The sequence below is a fragment of the Bradyrhizobium betae genome (assembly GCF_004123905.1).
GTDB classification, from domain to species: Bacteria; Pseudomonadota; Alphaproteobacteria; order Rhizobiales; family Xanthobacteraceae; genus Bradyrhizobium; species Bradyrhizobium betae_A.
This window is the reverse complement of the sequence record NZ_MZXW01000016.1, coordinates 550,704-572,218: the sequence shown is the minus strand read 5'-3', so window position 1 is coordinate 572,218 and position 21,515 is coordinate 550,704. Positions and strand designations below refer to the sequence as shown.

Genomic DNA, 21,515 nt, shown 5'->3' with positions numbered 1-21,515 from the left:
ATGGTCCCGTACATCTACGTAGCGAAAACGGTTAAACCAGCCTGAATCCACGAGAAAGTGACGTTATTCACCGCCCGACAGCAGCGAGCCGTTGTTCTTGGCGCTGCGCAAAAGGGCAAGGAATGCCCAAAAGGATGCAACCAGCAGCACTGCATTGATGGCCAGCGCATCCAGCATCAGATCGATCCGGAAGGTGTTTTCGATCAACAGCGCGCGCATCCCTTCGAACACGTAAGTCGGCGGCAGCGCCCAGGCGACATATTGCAGCCAGACCGGCAGCACGCTGACGGGATAGTAGATGCAGGCGAGCGGCATGATCGCGAACATCAAGGTCCAGACGATGCTCTCCGCGCCGAGGCCGTTTCGCAAGACGAGCCCCGAGACGAAGATGCCGACCGACCAACTGGTGAAGATCAGATTGCAGAAGAAGGCGATCAACGGCAGGCCGAGCGCATAAAAATTGAAGTGAAACAGCACCAGCGCCAGCAGCGTCATCGGGATTACGCCGATCGCAAGCCGGATCAGGCTCATCACCATCAGCGACAGCAGAAACTCGATGGGCTTGAGCGGGCTCATCATGAGATTGCCGAGGTTACGCGCCCACATCTCCTCCAGGAAGGAGATGGAGAAGCCGAGCTGGCCGCGGAACAGGATATCCCAGAGGATGACCGCGCCGATCAGCGTGCCGCCGGCCCGCGCGAAGAAATTGGCGTTCAGGGCGATGTAGTGCTGGATGAAGCCCCAGGTGATGATTTGCATCGCCGGCCAGTACAAGAGCTCGAGCAGCCGCGGCCAGGACGACATCAGCAGGTACCAGTAGCGCAGGATCATCGCGCCGATGCGATGGACGGAGATGCCGCGGTGGAGGGTGAGGTCACTCATCTCACCCCCTCCTTCACACCATTCACCCGGCCGCGGGCGACGTCCAGAAACACCTCTTCCAGCGTGGTGCGGTTGTAGCGCGCCATGATGGCCTCGGGCGTATCGTCGTCCTCGACGCGGCCGCGCTTCATGATGATGACGCGGTCGCAGAGTCGCTCGACCTCGAGCATATTGTGCGAGGCCAAAAGGATGGTGGCGTTGTTGGCCTTGCGATAACGCTCCATATGGCCCCGCACCCAGTCGGCGGTGTCAGGGTCGAGCGAGGCTGTGGGTTCGTCGAGCAACAAGAGCTCGGGCTGGTTGATCAGTGCCTTCGCCAGCGCGACACGGGTCTTCTGCCCGGCCGAGAGCTTGCCGTTGGCACGGTCGACGAATTCGGTGAGATCGAGATCCTCGGCCAGTTCAGCGATGCGGTCCGACAGGTTCTTCACCGCATAGAGCTTGCCGAAGATGGTGAGATTTTGCCGCACCGTGAGCCGCATCGGCATGTCGACATAGGGGCTCTCGAAATTCATCCGCCCCAGCACCGCCGCGCTTTCCTCGGGCATGCGGTGACCGAGCACCTGGACGCGGCCGGAGGTCGGCAGCACGAGACCCATGATCATCGCGATGGTCGTGGTCTTGCCGGCGCCGTTGCCGCCCAGGAGCCCGGTGATGCTGCCGCGCGGCAGCGAAAAGGAGATATCGTCGACGGCGCGGGTCTGCTTGTAGACCTTGACGAGGTGATCGACCTCGATCGCCGCGGAGCGATCCGCGACAGTCGGCGGACTTGAAGCTTTGTCGTTCCCGGTCATGCTGAGCCGTTCTTCTGCTATTGCAGCGGAGAGCGCAAGGCTTGTAATCCGGGTGGTTCCGCAAGCCCAGCGTTTGTGACCAGAAGGTACCGCCACATTGGCCGAGATGACTGAGACTGCCGATACGGACTTCCGCCCCGCGCAGCGGCATATCCGCCTGGACACCATCCTGCGGCTGCGCTGGCTCGCGGTGCTGGGCCAGCTCGCCGCGATCTTCATCGTGGCGCAGGGGCTGGAGTTCAACGTCGAGATCGTCCCCTGCGTCAGCATCATCGCGCTGTCGGCCGCGCTCAACCTGGCGCTCCAGACCGTGGCCAATCCGATGCATCGGCTGGAGCCGATGCAGGCGGCCGGCCTGCTCGCGCTGAACATCGTCGAGCTCGCCGGCCTGCTGTTCTTCACTGGCGGGCTGCAAAATCCGTTCTCGTTCCTGTTCCTCGCGCCGGTGCTGATCTCGGCCACCGCGCTGCCGGCGCGCTTTACCTTCGGGCTCGGCGTGCTGGCCGTGGCCTGCGCATCGGTGCTGTTCTTCTTCCATCTGCCGCTGCCCTGGGATTCCGACGATCCGCTGGTGCTGCCGCCGATCTATCTCGTCGGCGTCTGGCTCTCGATCGTGCTCGCGATCGGCGTCACCAGCCTCTATTCGTTCCAGGTCACCGAGGAGGCGCGCAAGCTTGCAGACGCTTTGGCCGCGACCGAGCTGGTGCTGACGCGCGAGCAGCATCTGACCCAGCTCGACGGCCTCGCGGCCGCTGCCGCGCACGAGCTCGGCACGCCGCTCGCGACCATCTTCCTGATCTCGCGCGAGCTGGAAAAGACGGTGAAGGATGCGAGCTTTGCCGCCGATCTGAAAACCCTGCGCGAGCAGACCCAGCGCTGCCGCGACATCCTCAGCAAGATCACCCAGTTGTCCTCCGAAGGCGCGCCGTTCGACCGCATGAGGCTGTCCGAGCTGATCGAGGAGGTGGTGGCGCCGCACCGCGATTTCGGCGTCGACATCAAGGTGCGGATCGCGGTCGCCGTCGTGGCCGAGCCGGTCGGCTCGCGCAATCCGGCGATTCTCTATGGCGTCGGTAACATCGTCGAGAACGCGGTCGATTTCGCCCGCACCACCGTCGAGGTGAACGCGTGGTGGAACAAGGACACGATCGAGCTGCTGATCTCCGACGACGGCCCCGGCATTCCGCCCGACATCCTTAACCGGATCGGCGAGCCCTATCTGTCGCGGCGGCGCACCCAGGATGCAGGCGGCGGGCTCGGGCTCGGCGTGTTCATCGCACGCACTTTGCTCGAACGCACCGGCGCCAAGGTCTCGTTTACCAATCGGGTGTTCCCGGAGCACGGTGCAGTGGTCCAGGTCACATGGCCGCGAGAGCGTTTTGAGACTATCGAGACGCTCGAAGAAACAATAGGATAGACCGCGACCTTGCGTCGCACGGACCGCCCGATCGACTATCGGCGGCCTTGGCACCGCCCGATTGCGAGGCCATATGTAGATGAGCAGGAGAGAGGAAAAACCTTGAACGCCATCGCCGAACTGAACGAACAGACCGACCGCTCGCTTCTCATCGTGGAGGACGACAAGCCGTTCCTGGAGCGCCTGTCGCGCGCCATGGAGACACGCGGCTTTGCGGTGACGTCATGTGACACGGTCTCGGATGGTCTTGCGCAGATCGGCAAGGCTGCGCCGGCATTCGCCGTGGTCGACCTTCGCCTCGGCGACGGCAACGGCCTCGACGTCGTCTCCGCGCTGAAGAAGAAGCGCCCCGATGCCCGCGCGATCGTGCTCACCGGCTACGGCAACATCGCCACCGCCGTCACCGCGGTGAAGATGGGCGCGATCGATTATCTCTCGAAGCCGGCCGATGCCGACGACGTCGTCGCCGCATTGCTCTCGACCAGCGCGGAGAAATCCGAGCTGCCGACCAACCCGATGTCCGCCGACCGCGTCCGCTGGGAACACATCCAGCGCATCTACGAGATGTGCAACCGCAACGTCTCGGAGACCGCGCGCAGGCTCAACATGCACCGCCGGACCTTGCAGCGTATTCTGGCGAAGCGCGCGCCGAGGTAAGTTTCCGCACTCTATCTCGTTCACCGTCCCCCTGAGGTGGCCGCTTCTTCAGCGGCCCTCGAAGGGCGACGGCCCGGCTGCATCCGGGCCGTACATCCTTCGAGGCTCGCTTCGCTCGCACCTCAGGATGACGGGGATACAGCTTTCTTTTCCGCTACTCCCAAAAATCCGCGTGGCCTTGCGGATCGACCAGGCGGTTGATCCGCAAAGCCGCCGCCATCCCAAACCGCACCGTCATCTGCTTGCGCGTAGCCGCCGCGACCTTGTGCTCGGGCGCCTCGCATTGCATGTGCGCGCCATAGGCATCGGCGATGATCAGGCCGGTGTCTTGCGGGAAGATATCGCACGGCAAATCCTGCGTGAAGGCGAAGAACAGCCGGTCGCAATGGGCGCGGTATTCGTGCCATTTCTGATCGGCGCGCAAATCCTCGACTGACGATTTGATCTCGACGATCCAGATCTCCCCGCGCTCGTTAAGCGCGACGAGATCAGCGCGCCGGCCCGACGGCAGCGGCAGTTCGCTGATGCAGGTAAAGCCGAGCGAACGCAGCAGCCGCGCCGTGCCACGCGCGATCGCCAGCGCCGTCTCGGATTGGCGACGATCCGGCGGCGGTACGAGGGCGATGTTGCGGGCGGAGCTGTCCATGGGGGGCAGGATAGCCGATTCCGTTGGGCGCGGACACTGGCCGATGAGGCACGCTGCGGCCTCATTCTCCGCCGTCGTCCCCGCGAACGCGGGGACCCATAACCACAGGGAAGATTTTGGCGAAGATTCTTCGTTCGGTACTTCTAGCGAATACGATCGAAGGATCACGCGGTATGGGTCCCCGCGTTCGCGGGGACGACAGCAAACGCGGGTCGAAAGTGGGAACCTCCCCTCCCCCTCGCGCTTATCACGCAGCCGCCGCCTGGGCGGAACCATCGAGGCTGCGGCGCATGATCGACGATCTCTGGTACAAGAACGGCGTGATCTATTGCCTGTCCGTCGGCACCTATATGGATGCCAATGGCGACGGTATCGGCGATTTCAAAGGGCTGCTGCGCCGGCTCGATTATCTGCACGGGCTCGGCATCACCACGATCTGGCTGATGCCGTTCCAGACCTCGCCGGGCCGTGACGACGGCTACGACATCGCCGATTATTACAGCGTCGATTCCCGCTACGGCACGCTCGGCGATTTCGTCGAATTCGCCCACGGCTGCAAGCAGCGCGGCATCCGCATCATCATCGACCTCGTCGTCAACCACACCTCCGACCAGCACCCCTGGTTCAAGGAGGCGCGGCGCGACAAGAATTCCCCGTATCGCGACTGGTATGTCTGGTCTGACAAGAAGCCGGCCGGCGCCAACAAGGGCATGGTGTTTCCCGGCGTGCAGAAATCGACCTGGACGCGCGACAAGGACGCCGGCGCGTATTACTTCCACCGCTTCTACGATTTCCAGCCCGACCTCAACACCTCGAACCCGCATGTGCAGGCGGAAATTCTGAAGATCATGGGCTTCTGGATCCAGCTCGGCGTCTCCGGCTTCCGCATGGACGCCGTGCCGTTCGTGATCGCGACCAAGGGCGCGAAGGTGAAGAAGCCGGTCGAGCAATACGACATGCTGCGCGCGTTCCGCGAATTCCTGCAATGGCGCCAGGGCGACGCCATCATCCTTGCGGAGGCCAACGTGCTGCCCGAAACCGACATGGAGTATTTCGGCAGGGATGCCGACCGCATGCACATGATGTTCAACTTCCACGTCAACCAGCATCTGTTCTATGCGCTGGCGTCCGGCGACTCCCGTCCACTGGCGAAGGCGCTAAAAGCAACCAAGCCACGGCCGGCCACGGCGCAATGGGGCCTGTTCCTGCGCAATCACGACGAGCTCGATCTGGGGCGGCTGACCAAGGCGCAGCGCGACACCGTCTTCAAGAAATTTGGCCCCGACAAGGACATGCAGCTCTACGACCGCGGCATCCGCCGCCGCTTCGCGCCGATGCTGGGCGGCGACCGCCGGCGGCTCGAGCTCGCCTACAGCCTGATGTGCACGCTGCCGGGGACGCCCGTCATCCGTTACGGCGACGAGATCGCGATGGGCGATGATCTCTCGCTGCCGGAGCGCAATTGCGCGCGCACGCCGATGCAATGGTCGACCGAGCCGCAGGGCGGCTTCACCAAGAGCGACAAGCCGGCCTGCCCCGTGATCGACAAGGGACCGTACGGCTACCCCCACGTCAACGTCGCAAAACAGCGGCGCGATCCCAACTCAATGCTGAACTGGACCGAGCGCATCGTCCGCATGCGCAAGGAGGTGCCGGAGATCGGCTGGGGCGATTTCGCTGTGATTCCGACGCGCGATCCCGCCGTGTTCATCATGCGTTACGACTGGCGCAACAATTCGGTGCTGTTCGTGCACAATCTCGACGAGAAGCCGCGCGAGACCGCGTTCTCGGTGGGACTGCCTGGAGAGGCCGGCGCGCATCTGATCAATCTGCTCGCGGAAGACCACAGCCATGCCGACAAGCGCGGCCAGCATCGCGTCGTGCTGGAGCCGTATGGGTATCGCTGGTACCGGGTGGGCGGGCTGGATTATCTGTTGAAGCGGAGTGACATCGACGAGACGACGAAGGGCAACAAGCATCCGGGGTGACGTGGCCGTCGCTGTCCCCGCACCCTCCGCTGTCGTCGCCGCGAAAGCGGGGACCCATAACCACAGGGAGAAGTTTGGCGCGCGCTGACAACTCCGAGTCTTCGCAAAACACCTCCCTGTGGTTATGGGTCCCGGAGCTGCGCTCCGCTTTGCTGCGCTTGTCCGGGACGACATGGGAGAATGACGCCAGCGCCGTACTCTCCAACAGCTGGGGCGGCGCGACGATCACACCCTCATTGCCGCGCAGATCCAGCACACCCTCCAGCTTCTCGCCTTCACGATCCAGAAACGTCGAGAGCAAGATCTCGCTGCCGAAACGGATCGCGCTGGTGGTCACGGCGATCGGCTCGGGGCCGAGATTGAGCACCACGATCACGCCCCGGCCCTCGGCCTCGCGGCGATAGACGAGCAAATCGCCTTGCGCGGCGATCGGGTGATAGTCTCCTGACACCAGCGGCGGGCAGGTCTTCCGCAACGCGATCAGGCGCTTGTACAGGCTGAGGATCGAGCGCGTATCGGCTTCGAGATTGACGACGTTCTCATGGATGTGGTCCTCGGGCAGCGGCAGCCACGGCCTGACCTCCGAGAAGCCGCCGAAGCCGGAAGAGTCCCATTGCATCGGCGTGCGGCAGCCGTCGCGCCCGACGCCGAGCCCGGGGACGTTCTTCTCGAAGGGGTCGCGGACATCCTCGGGGGCGATCGCGAGCTGATGCATGCCAATCTCGTCGCCGTAATAGAGCGTCGGCGTGCCACGCAGCGTCAGCAGCAGCATGGCGGCGACGCGGGCCTGCTCGGGCCCGACGCGGCTGGCCACGCGCGGCCGGTCGTGATTGCCGAGCACCCAGTTCGGCCAGGCGCCGTTCGGCAACGCCTTCTCGTAATCCTCGATGATGTGCTCGATCGAGCGCGCACTCCAGAACGTCGAGAGCAGCGCGAAGTTGAACGGCATCTGCGCGCCGGTGAGATCGTTGCCGTAATAGGCCATCAGGCGGTGCAGCGGCAGATAGATCTCGCCGATCAGCACGCGGGCGCGATAGCCATCGGTGACGCGCCGCATCTCGGCGATGACGTCAAACACTTCCGGCTGATCGGTCGAGTATTGCGTCAGGATTTTTTCGTGCGGTGGCCGGCCCTCGACAAAATGCGGGTTTGGCGGGTTGTCGCGGAATTCGGCGTCCTTGATCAGGTGCCAGATCACGTCGACGCGAAAGCCGTCGACCCCCTTCTCCAGCCAGAACCGCATCACGTCGTAGATCGCGGCGCGGACGTCGGGGTTGCGCCAGTTGAGGTCCGGCTGCGTCGCAAGGAAGGCGTGGTAGTAATATTGCCCCGTCGCCTCGTCGAAAGCCCACGCGCTGCCGCCGAACTCGGACAGCCAGTTGTTCGGTGCGCTTCCGTCGGGCTTCGGGTCGCGCCAGATGTACCAATCGCGTTTGGGATTGTCGCGCGAAGAGCGGCTCTCGACGAACCAGGGATGCTGGTCGGAGGTGTGGTTCGGCACGAGGTCGAGGATCAGCTTGAGGCCGGCCTCGTGCACCGCGGCGAGCAGCGCATCGAAATCCGCCATCGTGCCGAACAGCGGATCGATGCCGGTATACTCGGAAATGTCGTAGCCGAAATCGGCCATCGGCGAGGGAAAGATCGGCGACAGCCAGATCGCGTCGACGCCGAGCGATTTCACGTAAGGAAGACGCCGGAGGATGCCGGCGAGATCGCCGACGCCATTGCCGTCGGAGTCCTGATAGGAGCGCGGATAGATCTGATAGAAGATGCCGTCGCGCCACCAGTTTTCGCCGCTCTGAGCCATGCCGGAAAATCCACCTGAAAATCAGTCTCTCGCGCGGGAGAACGCGAAAGCAACGCCCGGGTTCAAACCAGCAAGCCAATTGGGACGGTGGTGTGACGGCCGGGGCGGCCGTTCCCCGGGCTCGGCACGAATCTTTTGCTTGGCGGCATGGCAAAAATCGGCATTGTGGCGCCATGACCGAGCAAGATGACAACAAAGCCAAGGCCGGCGCGATCATCGTCCCCGTGACGCTGTTCGAGCAGAACTGCACCATCATCTGGGACGAGCCTTCCAAGAAGGCCGTGGTGATCGATCCCGGCGGCGACGTTCCGAAGATTCTTGAGGCGATCAAGCAGACCGGCGTCACCGTCGAGAAGATCTGGCTGACCCACGGCCATATCGACCATGTCGGCGGTGCCGCGGAATTGCGCGATGCGCTGAAGGTGCCGATCGAGGGTCCGCATGCGGCCGACAAGTTCTTGCTCGACAACGTCGTCGAGAGCGGCGCGCGCTTCGGCATGACGGGGGGCCGCAATTTCGCGCCGGACCGCTGGCTCGACGAGGGCGACACCGTGTCGATCGGCGACCTCAACTTCGAGATCTTCCACTGCCCCGGCCATTCGCCCGGCAGCGTGGTGTTCTTCAACAAGGATTTGCGCTTTGCCCATGTCGGCGACGTCCTGTTCGCGGGCTCGGTCGGGCGCACCGACCTGCCCGGCGGCAATCACGCTACGCTGATCAACTCGATCAAGACAAAACTGCTGCCGCTCGGCGACGATGTCGGCTTCATCTGCGGCCACGGCGCGGGCTCGAGCATCGGCCAGGAGCGGATGACCAATCCGTTCATCACCGGCGAGATGTGAGGGTTATTCCGCGGCGACGGCGAGCGCCGCTGATACACTCAGGTTGCGATCGCCCCATTCGCGGATTGCCGCCACCACGGGCACAAAGCTTTTGCCCTTGCGGGTGAGGCGATACTCGACCTTCGGCGGCACCTCGCCAAAATCCTTGCGATCAATGAGACCGCTCTCCGTCAGCGCCTTCAATTCACGGCTGAGTACGCGCGGGGTGATCTCGGCGCTGCCTTCCGTGCCGCGCAGCAGGCCGCTGCGGATCTCGCCATAGCGGCGCGGGCCGTCCTTGAGGTCCCAGACGATGCGCAGCTTGTACTTGCCGCTGATCATTTTTTGAAAAGCCGCGACCGGACAGGTGCGCACTGGAATCACTTTTGCCATGTCGTCTCCTCCATGTGCAGCGAGCATGCGCAAGGATAGGAGCGACGGCGAAAAAGTCCATACTATCAATTTTGTCCATACTTGCAGGATCGCCCGCAGGGCGCAGATGATGGTGCACATGACGAACAGGGAGCGTCACATGAAGCACTTCATGATCCGATACGAATTCAGGAACGGCACGACGGAGGCCTGGCACCAGGAGATCGGCCGCTTCATCAAGGCGATCGACGGCGACCCGGAGCTGAAGGGGCGGATCGGCTACCGTGTCCTCAAGAACCGCGAGGACGGCCACTATTTCCACCTCGCCAGCGTCACTGACGAGGCCGCGCAAAAGACGCTGCAATCGCGCGAGTTCTTCAAGGCCTACCAGGAAATGACGCGGAAGGTCGCCGGCGGCGAGGTGACGGTGACGCCGATCGAGGTGATTGACGCGACTGTCGGCTAGGGACTCTCGCGGCGAGCGCTTGCCCGATTACTTCATCAACCCGGCGGCGGTCAGCGCGCGCGTGATGATCTGGCCGAGATCGAAGCCGCGGGCCTCCTCGGGCTTCGGCTCGGCAGGCTCCGCGACCGCCGCGCGGATCGAGCGTGCCAGATGCGGCGCGGGCGAACGTGCCGGCTTTGCCTCCGCCTTCTTCGCGTCCGCAATCCATCCGGTCAGGCCGAAGAATTTTGCGATGTGATACGACGACGAGATGCCGGCCTCAATCAGGAACGCGCCTTCGACGCCATAGCGCTGGTCGTTGTCGGCTAGCCCAAGCGGCGTGCCGTGGGCCATGTCGGTGATGGCGTAGGACTCGACCAGCGTCTCTCCGTCCTTGTTCCACCAGGCCTGGCGCGGATAGCCGTCGACATTGGTCTCCGCCATCGGCACGGCGGGCAGATCATGCAGATCGAGCCACTGCTTGACGATCTCGTTGGCATTGCCGGGATTGACGGTGCGATCGGCGCTGCCGTGCCACACCGAAACCTTCGGCCAGGGCCCACGATGGTTCGAGGCGCGCCGCACGAAATCGCCGAGCTCGCGTTCGGGCCGCGCTGGCGAATGGAACATACCGTCGAGCGCCTCGCGCAAATTCGACGCGATGCCGTAAGGAAGCCCGGCGATGATGGCGCCGGCCGCGAAGACTTCCGGATAGGTCGCGAGCATCACCGAGGTCATGCCGCCGCCGGCGGACAGGCCGGTGATGAAGATGCGCCTGGGATCGATGCGATGCGTCTCCGCCATGTGCGCGATCATCTCGCGGATCGAGCGCGCCTCACCGCTGTCACGCGCGGTGTCTTCGGGATTGAACCAGTTGAAGCAGGTGTTGCCGTTGTTGATGCGCTGCTGCTCGGGCATCACCAGCGCGAAACCGTAATGCCGCGCGAGCGTCGACCAGCCTGCGCCGAGATCGTAGCCAGCTGCCGTTTGCCCGCAGCCGTGCAGCACGACGACGAGCGCGCGCGGCTTCTGGAGTTGCTCGGGCACGAACGAGAACATGCGCAGAGCGCCGGGATTGTCGCCGAAATCAGTGACTTCCTGCAACGGGCTCAACGCATCCGCGCCCCGGCCGAAGTCAGGCAGGCGCAGACCATCCACTTTTGGCAGATGTCTTAGGAGATCGAGATTGCGGGCGAGCGACACGGCAAATTCCTGGTGGGCAGCTTTCAACGTTTACCCTGACCAGATAGTTGCTGCAGTGCAAAATGAAAAGACCGTGTGCTGTCGATCAGGCCTGAATCATGCAAAAACCCGCGGGAATCCGCACGTATTAACCGCACTGCCTCAACTTCGTGCAGGTGCGCGGCGCATCCACGCCAGAAATGCGGCGCAGATCATGATTAATGTCACAAACGATGCGAGCGAGACGAGGAATCCTGCGCGCGCTGATTGCAATGATTCGATTGCGAAGAACACCGCACCGATTGCGGCCACTCCGGCCGCATTTCCGATCTGCGCCGTCGTGCCGTACATGCCCGAGGCCGAGCCTGCCGCGACGGGTTTGACGGTCGAGAGCACCGCACCTGACAGCGGCGCCATCACGAGACCCTGGCCGTAACCGAAGATGATCATGGTGAATGCGAGCGTGATCGGTGTCGGCGCTTCGACATAGGCCGCAACAAGCGCGAGCGCTCCAAGTCCCGCGATCTGCAACGCGCAGCCCTCGATCAACACTTTTGTGCCGCGATGGCGCGCCCGCGCGCCGCTGTGGCGCGACGCCACCACGAAGGCCAGCGCGAGCGGAATGAAGGTCATGCCCGCGGCGAGCGGCGGAATCTTCAGACCGCGCTGCATGAACAGCGTCATCACCAGATAGAATGAGAGATTGGCGACGAAGAAAAAGAACGCCGCGCCCAAGCCGCGCAGGAACGCCGCATCCGCCAGCAGAGTCAGGTCGATCAGCGGCATGCCGCCGGCGCGCGCGACCGCATGTTCAAGCTTCAGGAATGAAGCGAGGATCACGCCGCCGGTCGCCATCACGGCCCAGAGCCACGGCGCCCAGCCGACATCGTGCCCGAACAGCAGCGGGCCGATCAGGCACAGCAGGCCTGCGAACAGCACCATGCTGCCCTTGATGTCGAGCTTCGTGCCGCCCCGGCGCGGCACCGACGGCATGATGCGCCAGGCGGCAGCCGCGATGACGATTCCGCAGGGCACGTTGACGAAGAACACCGAGCGCCAGCCGGCGCCGGCGAGATCAAGTGTGACCAGGAGACCGCCGAGCAGGAAGCCTGCCGCGCCCGCCAGCCCAAGCACGATGCCGTAGATGGCGAAGGCACGACTACGCGACTCATCCGCGAAGAGCAGATGCAGCGTCGCCAGCACCTGCGGCACCATCAGCGCGGCGGTCGCGCCCTGCGCCAGCCGTGCGATGATCAGCTCCGCACCCGACTGTGCGAGGCCGCACCACAGCGACGTCACGGTGAAGCCGAGCACGCCGGCCAGGAACACGTTCTTCGTGCCGTGGATATCGCCGAGCCGGCCACCGGTGACGACCAGCGTGGCATAGGCGATCAGATAGATCGCGATGACGGATTCGATCTGGGCCGGCGTCGCGTGCAGGTCCACCGCAATGGTGGGAATGGCGACGTTGACGATGAAGGCATCGACGCCGAACATGAACTGTGCGGCGACGACGATGGCGAGCACCCACCAGCGCCGCGTCGAATCGATAGGCTTTGTGACGGTTTGATGCATCGGCGCACGAACCCCAGGGCATTTATTTACGCGCGATGCTGGCAGATCGGCGTTATCCGCGCGATTACCTCCGAGGTAGGACTTGCTGCATTGGCCCGATTGCTGCATGTCGGTTCCCGCTGGTTTTGCAGGGGTTTGGAAGCACATCCGATGTACGACTACGACATGGTGGTGATCGGCTCGGGCCCGTCGGGTCGGCGGGCCGCGGTGCAATGTGCCAAGCTCGGCAAGGCCGTGCTGGTGGTCGAGAAAGGCCGGCGGGTCGGCGGCGTCTCCGTCCATACCGGCACGATCCCCTCGAAGACGCTACGCGAGACCGTGCTCAACCTCTCCGGTTGGCGCGAGCGCGGCTTCTACGGCCGCTCCTACCGGGTCAAGCAGGACATCGCGGCCAGCGATCTGATGATCCGGCTCCAGAAGACGCTCGATCACGAGGTCGAGGTTTTGGAGCATCAGTTCAGCCGCAATCAGGTGCGGACCGCCAATGGCGAGGCGCGCCTGGTCTCGCCGCACGAGGTTGAGATCACGAGCCCGATCGGCGAGGTGAAGGTGGTGTCGGCCGCCTTCATCCTGATCGCCTGCGGCACGCGGCCATTCCGGCCCGACTACGTGCCGTTCGACGGCACCACCGTGCTCGACAGCGACGAAATCATCGATCTGCCAAAACTGCCGCGGAGCCTGGCTGTCATCGGCGCCGGTGTGATCGGCGTTGAATATGCCACCATCTTCAGTGCGCTCGACGTGCCCGTGACCCTGATCGAGCCGCGGCCGACCTTTCTCGACTTCATCGACAAGGAATTGATCGACGAGTTCATGCACGAATTGCGTGATCGCAACGTCGCGCTGCGGCTCGGTGCCAAGGTCAACTCGATCGAGAAGACTGCGCAAGGCAGCATCGTCACGCACTTGTCCGACGGGCGGCACGTCACCACGGAAATGCTGCTGTTCGCGGCGGGCCGCGTCGGCGCCACCGATCGACTCAACTTGGAGGCCGCCGGCATCGTGGTCGATCATCGCGGCCGCATCTCGGTCGATCCCGTGACGTTGCAGACCAGCGTGCCGCACATCTATGCCGCCGGCGACGTGATCGGCTTTCCGAGCCTCGCCTCCACCTCGATGGAGCAGGGCCGCGTCGCCGCCTGTCACGCGCTCGGCATGGAGCCCTTGGCGCCGCCGGAATTCTTTCCCTACGGCATCTATTCGGTGCCGGAAATCTCGACCGCCGGCCTCACCGAAGAAGAGGTGCGCACGCGCGGCATCCCCTACGAGGTCGGCATCGCGCGCTTCCGCGAGACCTCGCGCGGCCACATCATGGGGCTGAACAGCGGCATGATGAAGATGATCTTCTCGACCAAGACCCGCCGCCTGCTTGGCGTGCATATTTTGGGCGAAGGCGCGACCGAACTGATCCATATCGGCCAGGCCGTGCTCAACCTCAAAGGCACCATCGACTATTTCATCCAGAACACGTTCAACTATCCGACGCTGGCCGAGGCGTACAAGATCGCCGGGCTGGATGCATGGAACAGGATGACGCGGTAGTTCTTACCTCGCCCCGCCCGCACCTCTCGTCATGACCGGGCTTGTCCCGGGCATCCACGCTCTTCGTACCGCGACAAAAGTACGTGGATGGCCGGGACAAGCCCGGGCATGACGGGTGTGGAAGCGTCTGCACGCAAGTCCGGCAGAGGGAGAAGAAAGACGCATGCCTGCATTCCGTCGCGCGGGACATCGCGCGATTGCGTTCGTGGCATCCGGCACGTAGCCTTGCGCTACCAACAAACAGAAAATAACAGCCGGAGAGAACGCCATGGCGCGCCTGAAGTTCGGGGCCTTTCTTGCCCCGCATCACCCGATCGGGGAGCATCCGATGCTCCAGTTCCGGCGCGATCTCGATCTGGTCGAGCAGCTCGACGCGCTCGGCTATGACGAGTTCTGGTGCGGCGAGCATCATTCCTCCGGCTGGGAGATGATTGCTTCGCCCGAGATGTTTCTGGCTGCGGCCGGTGAGCGCACCAAGCGGATCAGGCTCGGCACCGGCGTGGTGTCGCTGCCCTATCACCATCCCTTCAACGTCGCCCAACGCATGGTGCAGCTCGACCACATGACCGGCGGCCGCGCCATCTTCGGCTCCGGCCCCGGCGCGCTGGCGTCCGACGCGCATACGCTCGGCATCGATCCGATGACGCAGCGCGACCGCCAGGACGAGGCAATCGCCGTGATCCGCCGCCTGTTCAACGGCGAGCGCGTCACCGCGAAGACCGACTGGTTCACCATGAACGACGCCGCGCTGCAGATCCTGCCGTTGCAAGAGGAGATGCCGTTCGTGGTGGCCTCGCAGATCTCGCCTTCGGGCATGACGCTCGCCGGCAAATACGGCATCGGCATCATCTCGCTGGGCTCGATGACGACGCAGGGCCTGATGTCGCTGCAGCAGCAATGGCAGTTCGCCGAGGACGCCGCCAAGAAGCACGGCACCACAGTCAACCGCGCCGACTGGCGCGTGCTGCTCACCTTCCACATCGCCGAGAGCCGCGAGCAGGCGCGCCGCGAGGCCGGCGCCGGGCTGATGCGCTGGCACAACGAGTATAATGTCGGCACGCTGCAACGGCCGGGACTCACCGCATTCTCCTCAGCCGATGAAGCCGTGGACAAGACCGCCTTCGTCGAGGGCGCGGCCTCCACCATCGGCACGCCCGACGATCTCGTCAAAACCATCAAGAACGTGATGCAGGTGTCCGGCGGCATCGGCGCCGTCATCGGCTTCGTGCACGACTGGGCCAATCCGGAAGCGACGCGCCGGAGCTGGGACATGGTCGCCCGCTACGTGGTGCCGGAGATCAACGGCTACATCGATGGTTTGCGCAGGTCGCAAAAATTCGTGATCGAGAACCGCGAGATTTTTGAGCGTGCGGGGCAGGCCGTGATGGCCAAGATCATGCAGAACGAGAAGGCCGCCGAGGCGCTGAAGGTGACCGGCCCCGGCCGCGTCGCGATTCCCGCCGTCAATGCGCCGGATCTGCAGAAGGAAGCGGCGAAGCGATAGACGCGGCTACGCCTGTAGCCACGATCATGAGCAAGTGATAGCGGCCTGTGCTATGTTGATCCCGTCAGCATGGCGCAGGCCGCAATAATGCCGCGGTCAAGCGATGTCTGTTCGGTCAGCCAACCGGAGCAATCGTCATGTCGATGCAGAATGTGGCCGCCCCTGCGCTTCCGTTCACTGCTCCCAAACGCAATGAGCTGACGCACATCCCCGGCGACGAGGGCTGGCCGGTCATCGGCAAGACCTTTCAGGTGCTGGCCGACCCCAAGGGGCATATCGAGGCGAACGGCGCCAAATACGGTCCGGTCTACCGCACCCATATTTTCGGCGAGACCAATGTCGTGCTGCTCGGGCCCGAGGCCAACGAGCTCGTGCTGTTCGATCAGCAAAAACTGTTCTCATCGACACATGGCTGGAACAAGGTGCTCGGCCTGCTGTTTCCACGCGGGCTGATGCTGCTCGATTTCGACGAGCACCGACTGCACCGCAAGGCGTTGTCGGTTGCGTTCAAGTCCGGACCGATGAAGTCTTATCTGAGCGATCTCGACCGCGGCATCGCCGCGCGGGTCGCGCAGTGGAAGGCAAAGCCCGGCGAGATGCAGCTTTATCCGGCGATGAAGCAGCTCACGCTCGATCTTGCTGCGGCCTCGTTCCTCGGCGCCGACATCGGGCCGGAGGTCGACGACATCAACCGCGCCTTCGTCGACATGGTTGCGGCTGCGGTCGCCCCGATCCGCCGCCCCCTGCCCGGCACCCAGATGGCGCGTGGGGTCAACGGCCGCAAGCGCATCGTCGCCTATTTCCGCGAGCAGATTCCGCTCCGGCGCGGCAATCACGGCGGCGACGATCTGTTCTCGCATCTCTGCCGCGCCACCCATGAGGATGGTGCGCTGCTGTCCGAGCAGGACATCATCGACCACATGAGCTTCCTGATGATGGCGGCGCACGACACGCTGACCTCGTCGCTGACCTCCTTCATCGGCGAGCTCGCCGCCAATCCGGACTGGCAGGACAGGCTGCGCGCGGAGGTACTTGCGCTCGGGCTTGCGCCGGGGGCGCCAAGCAGTTTTGACGATCTCGAAAAGATGCCGCTGTCGGAGATGGCGTTCAAGGAGGCGTTGCGGATCAAGCCGCCGGTACCCTCGATGCCGCGCCGCGCGATGCGCGATTTCACCTTCAAGGGCTTTACGATTCCCGCCGGCACCGCGGTCGGCATCAATCCGCTCTACACCCACCACATGAAGGACATCTGGCCCGAGCCTGATCGGTTCGATCCCTTGCGCTTCACCGAGGAAGCCCAGCGCAACCGGCATCGCTTCGCTTGGGTGCCGTTCGGCGGCGGCGCGCATATGTGCCTTGGCCTGCACTTCGCCTACATGCAGGCAAAGTGTTTTGCGCGGCACTTCTTGCAGAACCTCGAGGTATCGCTGGAGCCGGGCTACAAGCCGGAGTGGCAGATGTGGCCGATCCCGAAGCCGCGGGACGGGTTGAAGGTGCGGGTGAAGGCGGTTTAGCCACCGCTCCCGTGTCCCGGACGCGCTGCAACGCGTAGCGTTGCTGCGCAGAGCCGGGACCCAGAATCTTGAAGCACGTTCAGCTCGGAGAGATGGGCCCCGGCTCTGCGGAGCGGCACTTCGCGCCGCACCGCGTCCGGGGCACGAGCCTTCCCGCGATCGCAGGTCTCGTAGGGTGGGCACGGCGCGCGAAGGGCGCGCCTTTGCCCACCCTACGGCACCTCGCCTCGCCGCTACGCCCCCTGCTCGAACGCATTGCGCAAGGCCGCCAACCCCTGCTGCTGCTGACTCCAGTTGCGGCCGCCGGTGATGGCGCCGTCGATGACGAGGTCGTGGCCGTTGATGAAGCTCGACTCGTCGCTCGCCAGGAACACCGCGGCATGCGCAATGTCGTCGGGGATGCCGGCGCGCGGGATCGGTTGCGCGGTCTTGTAGACATCCCGCATCACCGCCGGCGTCTTCTCGGCGGCTTCCGTCGACAGCCCCAATGCCTTGCCGAAAATGCCGGTCGCAATTGCGCCGGGTGAGATCGAGTTGACGCGCACGTTGGATTCGCCAAGCTCCATCGCCACGCATTTGGTGAGATGGATCACCGCCGCCTTGGCCGCGCCGTAGACCACGGACGACGAGAAGCCGGCGAGACGGCCGGCGATGCTGCCGTTATTGATGATGCTGCCGGCCCCCTGCTTCTTCATATGGGGTGCGGCATGCTTCATGCCGAGCATGACGCTGCGCACCAGGGTCGCCATCGCCGCGTCGAAGCGCTCGACCTCGAGGGCTTCGATGCCGCCGGTCTGCGCCGGGCCGCCGGCATTGTTGAACAGGCAGTCGATGCGGCCGAATTTTTCCACCGCGAGCGCGATCAGCGCCTGCATCTGCACTTCGACCGTCACATCGGTCTGGCGGAAGACGCAAGTCGCCCCGAGCCGCGATGCCAGCGCCTCGCCTTCCGGTATGCGCCGCCCTGCGATCACAATTTTGGCACCTTCGGCAACGAAGACTTCCGCTGTCCGCAATCCGATGCCGCTCGTCGCACCCGTGATCACCGCCACCTTGCCGTCCAGCCTGCCCATGGAATGTCCCTGTTTTTGAATGATTTGATGCCAAATGGCGGACACCGATCGATAACGGTGCCGCGGCGATCGACGCCGCAGCAGCCACTATTCCTGCCAGCCCCCGCCAAGGCAAGCTTTGCTTGCGCTGCTGACATGCGTAACATTCACCGCGAAGGCACATCGCGACCGGGCCGCGCATGGAGAAGCTGATCGACGACTTCCGCAAGGGCTGGCAGGGCGTGGCACCACCGTCGCTCGGCCTGAGCATTGCCTTTGCGGTCGCCTGCGTGCTGGTTGCGACGCTGGCGCGCTGGGGGCTCGCGCATGTGCGGCCGGACGTCTACTTCACCCCCTATTTTCCGGCCGTGTTCTTTGCCGCCGCTTTCGGAGGCTTCCGGATCGGCATCGTCACCGCGATCGCCGGCGGCGTGCTCGGCGTCGTCCTGAATTTCAGCGATGCTCTTGCCGACAACGCACGCTTTGCCCTGCTGGCGCTGTACTGGGCGGTCTGCGCGCTCACCATCTGGGGCGTCGAGCATTATCGCACACTGCTGGTCGAGCAGCGTCGGATCTCCAAACGCCTGATCGAGGAAGAAGACTATCGCAAGCTGCTGGTCGACGAGCTCCAGCACCGGCTGAAGAACAAGTTGTCGACGGTGCACGCCGTGATTCATCAGGTGCTGCACGACCAGCCGCAGATCTGGGCCCGGATCGATCCGCGGCTGCGCTCGCTTGCCACGACCGACGATCTGATCTCGCGGATCGACAAGGCCGGCTGCGACATTCGCGACCTCCTGATCTCGGAGCTCGGGCCTTACGGCCATGTCCGCTTCACCCTCAACGGTGACCGGCTGTTCCTGCCGCCGAAGCTCGCGGTGACGCTGTCACTGATGTTTCACGAACTCGCCACCAACGCCGGCAAATATGGTGCGTTCTCCGCGCCGCGCGGATTGTTGCAGGTGTCATGGACCGTCAGCGGCGACCGCCTGACCGTCACCTGGGACGAGACCGAGGGCCCGAGCATCGGCAAGGTGTCGGCGCCCGGCTTCGGCACCAAGCTGCTGAAGTCAGCGCTCTCCGCCTTCGACGGCAAGACCGAGGTCTCGTATCTGGCGACCGGCCTGCATTGCATCATGCAATGCCGTATCCCGAAAAGTGGTTAGACCACGGGAGGTGTGCTCCCTCCCCCGCTTGCGGGGGAGGGTTGGGGAGAGGGTACCTCCGCAATCGAGAAGGCCCAAGGGGAGAGAGCCCTCGCCCCAGCCCTCTCCCGCAAGCGGGAGAGGGAGCGCACCGGCATCGCGGCCAATCGATTCAACCCAAGGCGCTAGACTCGAAACAAGCGAAAGCGATCCCCGCGCCCCGCTCGCGCTTTCGCAGGTGTCGTTGACGCTCTGTTAATGACGATCGTCTGCGCGCGTCGCATCGCCGCAAGACACCCCCGTATTTCTCCGTACCCCTTAACCAAACCTAAGAGGGAACCGCGCGAGATTGCGTCCATTGCAAAGGCGCGCTGAAACAACAAGATTCATGACTTCTATGAACGACAACAGATATTCCGGCGCGAGCGAAGCCGAACTCGGATTTCTCAAGGAAATCGTTAGAATGCTGCCTGCCGGCCTGACCGTGCAGGACGCCCAAGGCGAGCTTCTGCTGGTTAACGATGTCGCGGCGTCCCAGCTCGGCATGGACGGCAGCCGTCCCTCGCCCGATCTCGCGCCGCGCCGCGAAGCCTGCCAGCAGGCATTGCGGTCCGGTCAGCCGGTCACCTCCGAGGAAGCCCTCCACGACGGCACGGCGCGGCAGGTGCTGCTGACGACCCATCGCCCTATCAGCCTCGCCGGACGCGAGCTGCTGATCTCGGCCTCCTCCGACATCACCGAGCAGAAGAATTTCGAGGACCAGCTGTTTCGCTCGGCATATTTCGACGAGTTGACCGGGTTGCCCTCGCGGCGCGTGATCGAGCACCGTGCCAACACCCTGCTCGGGCGTGATCGCGCCGGCGATCGTTTCGCGCTCGCCTTTCTCGACGTCGACAATTTCAAGCACATCAACGACTATTACGGCCACGCCGTCGGCGACGCGCTGCTGGTCGAACTGTCGAAGCGACTCGGGCGCGATTTGCGCGACTCCGACATGCTGTCGCGCATCTCCGGCGACGAATTCCTGCTGTTGCTGTCTCCGATCCAGAGCCAGGAGGAAGTCGCCGAATTCATCCAATCGACGCTGGAGCGGCTGACCGCGCCGTTCTTCATCGACAATTCGGAGCTGTTCGCCTCCACCTCCGTGGGCATCAGCCTCTATCCCGATCACGGACGCAGCTTCGAGACGTTGCGTCAGAACGCCGACATCGCGATGTATCGCATCAAGAACGACGGCAAAGGCATGGCGGCGTTCTTCGATTCCAGCATGGAGCGCGAGGCGCTGGCGCGGACCAAGATCGAGCAGTCGCTGCGGCTCGCCATTCTCGAGAAGCGCTTCTGCTGCGCCTTCCAGTCCAAGGTCGACATCCGCACCCAGGCCGTGAAGGGCATCGAGGCCCTGGTCCGCTTGCGCGACGACGAAGGCGTGATCCAGGCGCCGGGCTCGTTCATCAAGCTCGCCGGCGAGCTCGGACTGATCGACGAATTGACCCATCTCGTGCTCGCCGAGATCGTCAAGTCGATCGACCTGATCAACGAGACCTTTGGCGCGGAAGCGACCATCAGCATCAATGTCGCCGCCAAGCAGGCCGGCAAGCCCGAGTTCATGCGCAGCTTCGCGCAGGCGCTGGATGACACCGGCTTTCCGCAGCGCTTCATGATCGAGGTGACGGAAGACGCCGTCGTCGCCAAGAGCCATTTTCAGTCGGAAATCCTGCCGATGTTCCGCAAGCTCGGCGTCGGCATCTCGATCGACGATTTCGGCACCGGCTATTCCTCGCTGTCGGCGCTCGCCGACATCACCGCCGACGAGATCAAGATCGACCGCTCCTTCATCACCGACATCCATAAGCGCCCGCGCAGCCAGGGCATTTTGCGCGCGATCGAATCCTTGAGCGAAGCGCTCGGCATGACCGTGATCGCGGAAGGCATCGAATCCTACGAAGAGCTCGCCTATCTCCAGGCCGCGACCAAGATCCGCTACGCACAGGGCTATTATTTCGCCCGGCCGATCTTCCTGGAGGAGCTGAAGCTCGCAACCCCCGCCTCCAGCGAGTCCCGCGGCAGCGTCGCGAGCCGCCCGATGCAGCAGAACCGCCAGGGTTATTCGCGGGCGAGCGGGTATCGGCGGTAGCCGCTCCGCCTTCCACGTCAGCGCGCCGGCAGGTCCGG

General features: G+C 64.0%; 17 protein-coding genes and 1 pseudogene. 10 read left to right on the top strand and 8 right to left on the bottom strand.

Features of this window, described 5'->3' with window-relative positions:
• Positions 1–63 precede the first annotated feature (63 nt).
• Positions 64–882: an ABC transporter permease gene (locus B5V03_RS12940; protein ID WP_129270684.1), complete on the bottom strand. Its 819-nt coding sequence runs from the start codon at positions 880–882 to the stop codon at positions 64–66.
• The gene (locus B5V03_RS12935; protein ID WP_164987962.1) at positions 879–1,676 is read right to left on the bottom strand and encodes an ABC transporter ATP-binding protein; all 798 of its coding nucleotides are present in this window, start codon (positions 1,674–1,676) and stop codon (positions 879–881) included. The genes B5V03_RS12940 and B5V03_RS12935 overlap by 4 nt, the downstream gene beginning before the upstream one ends.
• Positions 1,677–1,782: 106 nt before the next feature.
• Here B5V03_RS12935 and B5V03_RS12930 point away from each other — a divergent pair, with 106 nt between their 5' ends.
• Positions 1,783–3,093 (top strand): ActS/PrrB/RegB family redox-sensitive histidine kinase, encoded by a 1,311-nt coding sequence (locus B5V03_RS12930; RefSeq protein ID WP_129270683.1) that lies wholly within the window; start codon positions 1,783–1,785, stop codon positions 3,091–3,093.
• A 102-nt stretch (positions 3,094–3,195) separates the two neighbouring features.
• Positions 3,196–3,750, top strand: a complete 555-nt coding sequence (locus B5V03_RS12925; RefSeq protein ID WP_008141807.1) for an ActR/PrrA/RegA family redox response regulator transcription factor — start codon at positions 3,196–3,198, stop codon at positions 3,748–3,750.
• Positions 3,751–3,904: 154 nt separating this feature from the next.
• On the opposite strand, the gene B5V03_RS12920 is transcribed toward B5V03_RS12925, so the two are convergent.
• Positions 3,905–4,396, bottom strand: coding sequence for an MmcB family DNA repair protein (locus tag B5V03_RS12920; RefSeq protein ID WP_129270682.1), 492 nt, complete (start codon positions 4,394–4,396; stop codon positions 3,905–3,907).
• Positions 4,397–4,686: 290 nt separating this feature from the next.
• Between B5V03_RS12920 and B5V03_RS12915 the strand changes: the two genes are divergently transcribed.
• Positions 4,687–6,384 carry an alpha-amylase family protein gene (locus B5V03_RS12915; protein ID WP_129270681.1) on the top strand — a complete coding sequence of 566 codons (1,698 nt, stop codon included), beginning with the start codon at positions 4,687–4,689 and terminating at the stop codon, positions 6,382–6,384.
• 211 nt (positions 6,385–6,595) lie between these two features.
• Here the strand turns inward: B5V03_RS12915 and B5V03_RS12910 are convergent.
• Positions 6,596–8,191 (bottom strand): annotated as a pseudogene (locus B5V03_RS12910) (alpha-amylase family glycosyl hydrolase); the annotation flags it as partial.
• Between the two features lie 173 nt (positions 8,192–8,364).
• On the opposite strand from B5V03_RS12910, the gene B5V03_RS12905 reads away from it, so the two are divergent.
• Entirely contained in the window at positions 8,365–9,033 is a 669-nt protein-coding gene (locus B5V03_RS12905; RefSeq protein WP_129270680.1) for an MBL fold metallo-hydrolase, read from the top strand.
• A 3-nt stretch (positions 9,034–9,036) separates the two neighbouring features.
• Here the strand turns inward: B5V03_RS12905 and B5V03_RS12900 are convergent, their stop codons facing one another.
• Positions 9,037–9,525, bottom strand: coding sequence for a winged helix-turn-helix transcriptional regulator (locus B5V03_RS12900; RefSeq protein WP_245502208.1), 489 nt, complete (start codon positions 9,523–9,525; stop codon positions 9,037–9,039).
• Positions 9,526–9,544: 19 nt separating this feature from the next.
• Between B5V03_RS12900 and B5V03_RS12895 the strand changes: the two genes are divergently transcribed.
• A complete protein-coding gene (locus B5V03_RS12895) occupies positions 9,545–9,850 on the top strand; it encodes a hypothetical protein (RefSeq protein WP_245502207.1) in 306 nt (101 codons plus the stop codon).
• Between the two features lie 27 nt (positions 9,851–9,877).
• On the opposite strand, the gene B5V03_RS12890 is transcribed toward B5V03_RS12895, so the two are convergent.
• Together B5V03_RS12890 and B5V03_RS12885 are read right to left on the bottom strand one after the other, a co-directional pair.
• Positions 9,878–11,032, bottom strand: coding sequence for an extracellular catalytic domain type 1 short-chain-length polyhydroxyalkanoate depolymerase (locus B5V03_RS12890; protein ID WP_129270678.1), 1,155 nt, complete (start codon positions 11,030–11,032; stop codon positions 9,878–9,880).
• Between the two features lie 141 nt (positions 11,033–11,173).
• On the bottom strand, positions 11,174–12,586 hold the full coding sequence (locus tag B5V03_RS12885; protein WP_129270676.1) for an MFS transporter: 1,413 nt from the start codon (positions 12,584–12,586) through the stop codon (positions 11,174–11,176).
• A 150-nt stretch (positions 12,587–12,736) separates the two neighbouring features.
• On the opposite strand from B5V03_RS12885, the gene sthA reads away from it, so the two are divergent.
• From sthA to B5V03_RS12865, 3 genes are all read left to right on the top strand, one after another.
• Positions 12,737–14,128 carry a Si-specific NAD(P)(+) transhydrogenase gene (gene sthA / locus B5V03_RS12880; protein ID WP_129270674.1) on the top strand — a complete coding sequence of 464 codons (1,392 nt, stop codon included), beginning with the start codon at positions 12,737–12,739 and terminating at the stop codon, positions 14,126–14,128.
• 268 nt (positions 14,129–14,396) lie between these two features.
• Positions 14,397–15,632 carry an LLM class flavin-dependent oxidoreductase gene (locus tag B5V03_RS12870; RefSeq protein ID WP_129270670.1) on the top strand — a complete coding sequence of 412 codons (1,236 nt, stop codon included), beginning with the start codon at positions 14,397–14,399 and terminating at the stop codon, positions 15,630–15,632.
• A gap of 137 nt (positions 15,633–15,769) precedes the next feature.
• A complete protein-coding gene (locus tag B5V03_RS12865) occupies positions 15,770–17,146 on the top strand; it encodes a cytochrome P450 (protein ID WP_164987961.1) in 1,377 nt (458 codons plus the stop codon).
• A 233-nt stretch (positions 17,147–17,379) separates the two neighbouring features.
• Here the strand turns inward: B5V03_RS12865 and B5V03_RS12860 are convergent, their stop codons facing one another.
• Positions 17,380–18,219: an SDR family NAD(P)-dependent oxidoreductase gene (locus tag B5V03_RS12860; RefSeq protein ID WP_129270666.1), complete on the bottom strand. Its 840-nt coding sequence runs from the start codon at positions 18,217–18,219 to the stop codon at positions 17,380–17,382.
• A 179-nt stretch (positions 18,220–18,398) separates the two neighbouring features.
• On the opposite strand from B5V03_RS12860, the gene B5V03_RS12855 reads away from it, so the two are divergent.
• Together B5V03_RS12855 and B5V03_RS12845 are read left to right on the top strand one after the other, a co-directional pair.
• Positions 18,399–19,364 carry a sensor histidine kinase gene (locus B5V03_RS12855; protein ID WP_129270664.1) on the top strand — a complete coding sequence of 322 codons (966 nt, stop codon included), beginning with the start codon at positions 18,399–18,401 and terminating at the stop codon, positions 19,362–19,364.
• A gap of 376 nt (positions 19,365–19,740) precedes the next feature.
• The gene (locus B5V03_RS12845) at positions 19,741–21,477 is read left to right on the top strand and encodes a putative bifunctional diguanylate cyclase/phosphodiesterase (protein WP_164987960.1); all 1,737 of its coding nucleotides are present in this window, start codon (positions 19,741–19,743) and stop codon (positions 21,475–21,477) included.
• The last annotated feature ends 38 nt before the right edge of the window (positions 21,478–21,515 follow it).

Coding starts and splice junctions, on each gene's coding strand:
- B5V03_RS12940 (WP_129270684.1), bottom strand. CDS start 882: ATGAGTGACCTCACCCTCCACCGCGGCATCTCCGTCCATCGCATCGGC.
- B5V03_RS12860 (WP_129270666.1), bottom strand. CDS start 18,219: ATGGGCAGGCTGGACGGCAAGGTGGCGGTGATCACGGGTGCGACGAGC.
- B5V03_RS12900 (WP_245502208.1), bottom strand. CDS start 9,525: ATGTGCACCATCATCTGCGCCCTGCGGGCGATCCTGCAAGTATGGACA.
- sthA (WP_129270674.1), top strand. CDS start 12,737: ATGTACGACTACGACATGGTGGTGATCGGCTCGGGCCCGTCGGGTCGG.
- B5V03_RS12915 (WP_129270681.1), top strand. CDS start 4,687: ATGATCGACGATCTCTGGTACAAGAACGGCGTGATCTATTGCCTGTCC.
- B5V03_RS12870 (WP_129270670.1), top strand. CDS start 14,397: ATGGCGCGCCTGAAGTTCGGGGCCTTTCTTGCCCCGCATCACCCGATC.
- B5V03_RS12865 (WP_164987961.1), top strand. CDS start 15,770: ATGTCGATGCAGAATGTGGCCGCCCCTGCGCTTCCGTTCACTGCTCCC.
- B5V03_RS12905 (WP_129270680.1), top strand. CDS start 8,365: ATGACCGAGCAAGATGACAACAAAGCCAAGGCCGGCGCGATCATCGTC.
- B5V03_RS12920 (WP_129270682.1), bottom strand. CDS start 4,396: ATGGACAGCTCCGCCCGCAACATCGCCCTCGTACCGCCGCCGGATCGT.
- B5V03_RS12845 (WP_164987960.1), top strand. CDS start 19,741: ATGAACGACAACAGATATTCCGGCGCGAGCGAAGCCGAACTCGGATTT.
- B5V03_RS12855 (WP_129270664.1), top strand. CDS start 18,399: ATGGAGAAGCTGATCGACGACTTCCGCAAGGGCTGGCAGGGCGTGGCA.
- B5V03_RS12895 (WP_245502207.1), top strand. CDS start 9,545: ATGAAGCACTTCATGATCCGATACGAATTCAGGAACGGCACGACGGAG.
- B5V03_RS12935 (WP_164987962.1), bottom strand. CDS start 1,676: ATGACCGGGAACGACAAAGCTTCAAGTCCGCCGACTGTCGCGGATCGC.
- B5V03_RS12885 (WP_129270676.1), bottom strand. CDS start 12,586: ATGCATCAAACCGTCACAAAGCCTATCGATTCGACGCGGCGCTGGTGG.
- B5V03_RS12930 (WP_129270683.1), top strand. CDS start 1,783: ATGACTGAGACTGCCGATACGGACTTCCGCCCCGCGCAGCGGCATATC.